The organism is Caballeronia sp., from assembly GCF_049581465.1.
Lineage (GTDB): Bacteria > Pseudomonadota > Gammaproteobacteria > Burkholderiales > Burkholderiaceae > Caballeronia.
In genome coordinates this window covers 1-6,479 of sequence record NZ_JBAUSA010001113.1, presented here as the reverse complement: position 1 = coordinate 6,479, position 6,479 = coordinate 1, and the positions used below count along the sequence as shown (strand labels likewise).

9 protein-coding genes are annotated in these 6,479 nt (G+C 57.0%); 4 read left to right on the top strand and 5 right to left on the bottom strand.

Annotated elements, in window-relative coordinates:
- Positions 1–130: 130 nt before the first annotated feature.
- A complete protein-coding gene (locus tag WCA53_RS27175) occupies positions 131–538 on the top strand; it encodes a VOC family protein (RefSeq protein ID WP_423918007.1) in 408 nt (135 codons plus the stop codon).
- A gap of 28 nt (positions 539–566) precedes the next feature.
- Here the strand turns inward: WCA53_RS27175 and WCA53_RS27170 are convergent, their stop codons facing one another.
- Both WCA53_RS27170 and sap1 read right to left on the bottom strand, forming a co-directional pair.
- Positions 567–1,118 carry a YaeQ family protein gene (locus tag WCA53_RS27170; RefSeq protein WP_423918004.1) on the bottom strand — a complete coding sequence of 184 codons (552 nt, stop codon included), beginning with the start codon at positions 1,116–1,118 and terminating at the stop codon, positions 567–569.
- Between the two features lie 273 nt (positions 1,119–1,391).
- Positions 1,392–1,736: a surface attachment protein Sap1 gene (sap1, locus tag WCA53_RS27165; RefSeq protein ID WP_423918001.1), complete on the bottom strand. Its 345-nt coding sequence runs from the start codon at positions 1,734–1,736 to the stop codon at positions 1,392–1,394.
- A 507-nt stretch (positions 1,737–2,243) separates the two neighbouring features.
- Here sap1 and WCA53_RS27160 point away from each other — a divergent pair.
- Positions 2,244–2,900: a LysE family translocator gene (locus tag WCA53_RS27160; protein ID WP_423917996.1), complete on the top strand. Its 657-nt coding sequence runs from the start codon at positions 2,244–2,246 to the stop codon at positions 2,898–2,900.
- Between the two features lie 94 nt (positions 2,901–2,994).
- Here the strand turns inward: WCA53_RS27160 and WCA53_RS27155 are convergent, their stop codons facing one another.
- Complete coding sequence (locus tag WCA53_RS27155; protein ID WP_423917991.1) at positions 2,995–3,141, bottom strand: hypothetical protein; 147 nt, start codon at positions 3,139–3,141, stop codon at positions 2,995–2,997.
- A gap of 396 nt (positions 3,142–3,537) precedes the next feature.
- Between WCA53_RS27155 and WCA53_RS27150 the strand changes: the two genes are divergently transcribed.
- Entirely contained in the window at positions 3,538–3,864 is a 327-nt protein-coding gene (locus tag WCA53_RS27150) for a hypothetical protein (protein ID WP_423917987.1), read from the top strand.
- Positions 3,865–3,960: 96 nt separating this feature from the next.
- Here WCA53_RS27150 and mnmE read toward each other — a convergent pair whose 3' ends face one another.
- A complete protein-coding gene (mnmE, locus tag WCA53_RS27145) occupies positions 3,961–5,349 on the bottom strand; it encodes a tRNA uridine-5-carboxymethylaminomethyl(34) synthesis GTPase MnmE (protein ID WP_423917984.1) in 1,389 nt (462 codons plus the stop codon).
- A 312-nt stretch (positions 5,350–5,661) separates the two neighbouring features.
- Here mnmE and WCA53_RS27140 point away from each other — a divergent pair, with 312 nt between their 5' ends.
- Complete coding sequence (locus WCA53_RS27140) at positions 5,662–6,075, top strand: transcriptional regulator (protein WP_423917981.1); 414 nt, start codon at positions 5,662–5,664, stop codon at positions 6,073–6,075.
- An 85-nt stretch (positions 6,076–6,160) separates the two neighbouring features.
- On the opposite strand, the gene yidC is transcribed toward WCA53_RS27140, so the two are convergent.
- The coding region (yidC, locus tag WCA53_RS27135; RefSeq protein WP_423917978.1) for a membrane protein insertase YidC at positions 6,161–6,479 on the bottom strand (319 nt) is incomplete at its 5' end.

Sequence of the window (6,479 nt, the reverse complement as noted above, 5' to 3'; positions counted from 1 at the left end):
GACTTGCGGTTGGGTTCGGGGGCTTAAGGCTCGCTCTCGGGGCTTAAAGCCAGGGATTTGCGCGCGGGGCTTGCGCTGCGTCGTGTCACAACGCGCTACAGTTTCGGCAGGCCAGAACAGGAGGTACGCGATGCAATTTGCCATCCGGGAAATTGATCACGTCGTGATTCGCTGCAAGGATCTCGACAAAATGATCCACTTCTACGCTAGCGCTTTGGGCTGTCCGGTTGCAAAAGAGCAACGGGAACTCGGGCTGGTGCAGATGCGCGCCGGACGTTCGCTCATCGATCTGCTCGCGGCTGGGGCGAAAATCGACCGGCCGGAAAGCGGTTTGCCGGGTGCCGGCTGCAATATGGATCATCTTTGTCTTCGTGTGGAACCGTACGATCCGGCTGCCTTGCGTGCTCATCTGCTGGAACACGGCGCGCGACTGGGTGAAGAAGGTAATCGATACGGCGCCGAAGGCTATGGTCCGTCCCTCTATTTCTTCGATCCGGAAGGCAACCTCATCGAATTCAAGGGTCCGCCTGACGCTTGAGACCGGGCGCCCGACGTCCGACGCACGATCAGCGCGGTTTTCCCTTGAACACCGTCCAGTCGATGGCAACCGGATCGACCGTCGCGCTTCCCAGCGAAGCTTCACCATCCTGCACCGTGCACTGGAGGCGCATCGTTCGCTCGGCTAGTGCACCTAGCGCCGCCGCTACGCCGTCGGTGAGGGACCAGACGGTCACGTTCTGCATGCGTTCGACCTTGGCTTTCACGCCTTGCCACCAGATCTCGGACGTCCGGCCGCCATACGCGATCACGATCACGCGGTCCGCCCGGCCGCTTGCCTTCGCGATGCGCCGTTCCTCCGGCTGGCCGACTTCGATCCATGTTTCAATTTGCCCGGTCAGGTCCTTTTGCCAGAGGTCGGGTTCGTCGGTGTCAGAGAGTCCTTTCGTAAATTCCAGGCGCTCGCTCGCGAACAGCGCGAACGCTGCGACTCGCACCATCATGCGGTCGTCGGTTTCCGACGGATGCCGCGCGATAGTGAGCGCGTGGTCGCCGTAATAGTGGCGATCCATGTCGGCGATTTGCAACTCAGCTTTATAAATTGTGGATTTGATGGCCATGCAACACCGAAAGGCCTTCGAGAGGCCAGAAAAAGAGGATTCGCGACGCGATGGTTCAGGCGGGACGGTTGAATGTCGACGCGCTCGCTGTCGCGATTGACGCGTGATGATACCGAACGCAAAGGTCCGGCGTGAGGAATGAAACGAAAACGCGCAATGCTGACGCGCAGTCGGAGGTCCGCCGACCGCACGCCGATCCAAAAAATACGCTTCTACGGGCTCAAGCGATAAGCATCTCGCTTTTAAAACCGCTTTGTTCCGTAATGCGCTTCCTTACTGCTTGATAAACCGGTCTGCGGTCCACAAGCCTTCTGTATCGCTATTTGACGCATTTACGAATTCGACATCATGGCCAACCACGCGAACAACCCGAAAATGCGCGTCTTCCGGCGTGGAAATGCATTCGTAGCCTTCGAAGAATTGCTGCATTTTTTGTTGTTCGCCGGCTTTAGCATGTTGATCTGCGGAATCGAATTTATCTTTCGAAAGGCAGCCATATGCGTTCGGCATGAAAGTAATGGTTTGCTGCGGCTGGACCACGGTGTCCTGGGCGTAAGCGCCAGAAATCGAAGCTAATAGGGCGAATGTTGTCATTACTGCTGTGGCGCACTTCTGCATCTTCAGCCTCCGTCAGACTTATCGCGGGAGTTAGTTATGCACTTAGTTTTTTTATTTATTGGCAGCGTATATCCTAGACAAGAAATCCCAAGGCGCAAGCACATGTTGTGTGCAGTCGCAACACGACAGATTGTCGCAGTGAGTAGGGGTTCTCTGGAAAGGCACTGAATGCGCCATTCAATAACATTTAATCCAGAATGCCGCAGCGCAACTATTAAATTCCAAATAATGCCCGATGTTGTCAAATCGTGGATTTGCTCTCGGAAAGAAGGGAGGCCACGACGCTTCCCGATCGCTGGCAAAGGTCAGCGACGTTGCGTCGCGACAGCATCATCCGCTCGGCGGTAAAAATATCGGACGAATAACGTTCTCAAGGTGTTTTTACCGATGCCGCAGACGGCGGCGGTTCGCAATGCGCGTCCCGGGCCCGAGGAACACAATTTTCACGCCGGCATTGCACCAGGCGCGCACTCATGGATTAATCGATGTTTTACACAAGGAGCATTCATGACCCTCGCCCAATGGCTCCCATTCGCGATCGCGTCCGCGATACTCGTCGCCATTCCTGGCCCGACCGTGCTGCTTGTCGTGTCCTATGCGCTCGGCCATGGCCGGAAATATGCACTTGCGACTACCGCGGGCGTCGCGCTGGGCGACCTGACGGCAATGACCGCTTCGATGCTCGGATTGGGCGTCCTGCTTGCGGCCTCGGCGGAAATGTTCACGGTGCTGAAATGGGTCGGTGCGGTCTATCTCATCTATCTCGGTGTCAAGTTGTGGCGCGCACCGGTAATTGACGCCGATGCAAATGCCGATGCCAACGTCGATATCAATACGGCGAAGGCGCCGGCAGAGTTGCGCACGAGGCGCATCTTCGCGCACGCCTACGCCGTCACGACGCTTAATCCGAAGAGCGTGATTTTCTTCGTTGCGTTCGTGCCGCAATTTATCGATGCGCACGTCGCTAGCGTGTCGCAGATCGCGATATTCGAGGCAACGTTTGTCGGATTGGCGACGGCGAATGCGTTCGGATACGCGATGCTTGCGTCGGTGGCGCGGGGCGCGATTCGCAGGCCGAGCGTGCAGCGGACGGTCAACCGGACCGGCGGCGCGATGTTGATGACGGCGGGGGTGTTTGCTGCGGCTTGGCGACGGGCGGCGTGAACGGCATGGCGAATATAGGCGTGTGGCCCACGCAAAAAAGCAAAACCCCGCCAAATGCGGGGTTTTGCTTTGTGCGTTTTGCTACTTGCACTACTTAACGGCAGTGACGTTCCCAGTGATGATGAACGCGCACGTTATGGCATTCGCGATGATGATGGTGATAATACTCATCGGCGAATGCGGAAACGGTGGAGCACATTGCCAGAGCGGCAACGGTGATGGAGCAAAGGAGCTTTTTCATGCTTTCTTCTAAAAGGTGGTGGATAAATTAATTGGGACTGCCAATAGCACTACAACGAAATTACAACTAGATCGATCGAGTCACGCAAAACGTTATCGGCTCAGGGAACAAGTCGCTGCTGCAGCGAGGCTGATGCCTGGCGGAACGAGGACAAGTCCGGAAAACCACAGCGCATCAAAATGACAAAGCCGCAAACAAAACGGCGAGCGGTGCTCGCGCATCGTGCTGCACCTCTCTTCCATGATCTGCTCCGCAGGAGTAGGGATGGTTCGTTGGTATCCTTTTTATCGGCGGCAGGTCGGGCATTCTGAAGAGTAGTCGAGGAATAGTCCCGGATAGCGGGCTACCGATGCGTATGGTGCGTTCGGGAGGGCCACCCATGTCCCGGCGCTTTTCATGTACGGCGACAATGATATGTACGGATCGGCTGCTGCGTCGGACTCCGTGCCGGGTGGGTACCTCAATGCGTACAACGACGCGGGCGGACAAGCAACACTGTACGACTATGGAGTCCACGGGAACGATTCGCACGTGATGTTCCACCACAAGGATGCGCTTTCAATTTGGGAACCCCCAGTCGGGAAGTTTTTTCAGTCGATCGGATTGAGTTGGGACGTGATCTACCCGATCGCCGACCTTCACGCGTGGAGTAAAAAGAGGGCTCGCGAAGAGGCCGCCAGTGGAAATGAGATCTCCACCGATGATCAGGCGGACGGGCAGTAAGCGTACTGACCACCGTCAGGAATATCGACTCAAAATCCCTTTTGGTTCAAGGCTCGGTGACGCTAAGAGCACAAGAAGAGAAGCCCGCAGAGCCCCTTACTTCCCAATACAAAACCGGCTGAAAATTACCCCTAGCAGATCGTCCGACGTGAACTCTCCAGTAATCGAATTCAGTTGATCCTGCGCAAGCCGCAACTCCTCGGCGAACAAATCCAGCGCCTGGGAATTTTGATCGGCGTGAGCTGCGGCCGTCTCAAGATGATCCCGCGCTGCCCGTAGCGCGATCAAGTGCCGCTCGCGCGCCAGATAGATGCTTTCCGTGCCCGCCTGCCATCCCGCGATCTGCAGCAGTTCGCCGCGCAACAACGCAATTCCATCGCCTGTTTTCGCCGACAAACGTACTTCGCGGACTTCATCGCTCGCGGTATCCGCCGACGCGTTCACACCCGCGAGATCTGCCTTGTTCAGTACACGCACGACCGGCACGCCTGCCGGAAATCGCTCGGCGATCGCAAGATCCTCGGCGCTCAGCGTTTCCCGTGCATCGAGCAAATGAAGCACGACGTCGGCGCGGCCAATTTCGCCCCAAGTCCGTTCAATACCAATCCGCTCCACCTCGTCCTGCGTCTCACGAAGCCCGGCGGTATCGATGACGTGTAGCGGAATACCTTCAACCTGAATCGTCTGCGTGACTTTGTCGCGCGTGGTGCCGGCGATCGGCGTCACGATCGCCAGCTCGGCGCCCGCCAACGCGTTCAGCAGCGACGACTTGCCCACGTTCGGCTGCCCAGCCAACACCACCGATAACCCTTCGCGCAACAACGCGCCCTGACGGGCATCGGCGAGTACTTTGGCGAGCGAGGCCCGGATGCGCGCGAGCTTGCCGCGGGCATCGGCGGCCTCCAGGAAATCGATCTCTTCTTCGGGGAAATCGAGCGTTGCCTCGACCAGCATGCGCAACGTGATCACGTTCTCGACCAGCGCGTGGATTTCGCGTGAAAAAGCGCCATCGAGAGAACGTCCCGCCGAACGTGCAGCGGCTTCGGTGCTCGCCTCGATCAAATCGGCGACGGCTTCCGCCTGCGCGAGGTCAAGCTTGTCGTTGAGAAACGCACGACGCGTGAACTCGCCCGGCTCGGCCAGCCGCAAGCCGAAGTCGCGACCGGCGTCGATAGCCCGCTGCAACACCAGTTGCAACACAATCGGGCCGCCGTGCCCCTGCAATTCGAGGACGTGTTCGCCGGTGTAGGAATGCGGCGCGGGAAAGTAGAGGGCGATGCCGCGATCGAGCGCTTCACCATGCGCATCGATAAACGGTACATACGTCGCATGCCTCGCAACGAGCGTTTGAGCGCAGAGCGCGAGCATCGCGTGTTTCGCCGCCGCTTCGCCCGCTCGACCGAACGACAAACGCACCACGCCGATGCCACCGCGCCCCGGCGCAGTGGCAATTGCGACGATCGGATCGGAGTCGTTGTTGGACATAATTTGACCGGCAGAATGGCAAAAAGAAGCGTGGCGGCATTGTAGCGCGACCGTTTCGTTTCACTTTGCCGATGCCTCCTCTAAGAAGATTCTCGCTTTATCTTATGTGGGCTATCATGAATCAACGAACGAACGTTTCCTTGCAGTGTTTCAAAACATGGACACGTCGGCTGTGACTGATTCACATGCAATGGTAAGCGAGCCATTACAAAGCAAACGTTTTTCTTAAATGCGCTAAAAATCCGGACAATGCGCCATATCTAGCCCAGGTGGTTGACTCGGCAACGGCCTTTGCCTCGCACAATCGCGACCATGCCAACGCCACAAGAAAAGGCCGATTTTTCGGATCGCCTAAAATTTTCGATGCTCCGTGCGCCCGAGAAGATGCGCGGTGCAACTGACCTCGCTCTTCATTTCAATCTTCGATATCACGGGGAGCCTGTATCACCGCAAACTGCACACAAGTGGCTAACCGCGCGCTCGATTCCAACGGCTGACAAACTACTGACGCTGTCCGAATGGTTGAAGGTCGACCAGCATTGGTTGCATTACGGACCCGCGCCGAGCGGCAACGCACAAGGCGTGCCGAAACCTATCGTGCATGACGAGAAGTACCCGGCGTCGGAAGAGACGCTCGAACTGGCTTCAAAGATCGAGGCGCTCACGCCGCATCATCGGTACCTGCTTGAGCAGCTCGTCGAGCAGTTCTACGGGCCTAGCAAATAGCGCTTCGCAACAGTCGACGTTATGCGAGCTTTAATAAAAAAACGCCCGGGTTAATCCGGGCGTTTTTATCAAGCTGTCAAAACCTTCAGGCTGCTTTCTTTCGCTGCCCCATCATTCGCGTAATGTAATACTGCTGCGCAATCGACAGCACGTTATTCACCACGTAATACAGCACCAAACCTGACGGGAAGAAGAAGAACATGACCGAGAAAGCGAGCGGCATGAACATCATCATCTTGGCTTGAACCGGATCCGGCGGCGTGGGATTCAGCCGCGTTTGCAGGAACATGGAAACGGCCATCAATACCGGCAGGATAAAGAACAGATCGGATTGCGACAGATCCTTGATCCACATCACCCACGGCGCGCCGCGCATTTCCACCGACGAGAGCAACACCCAATAC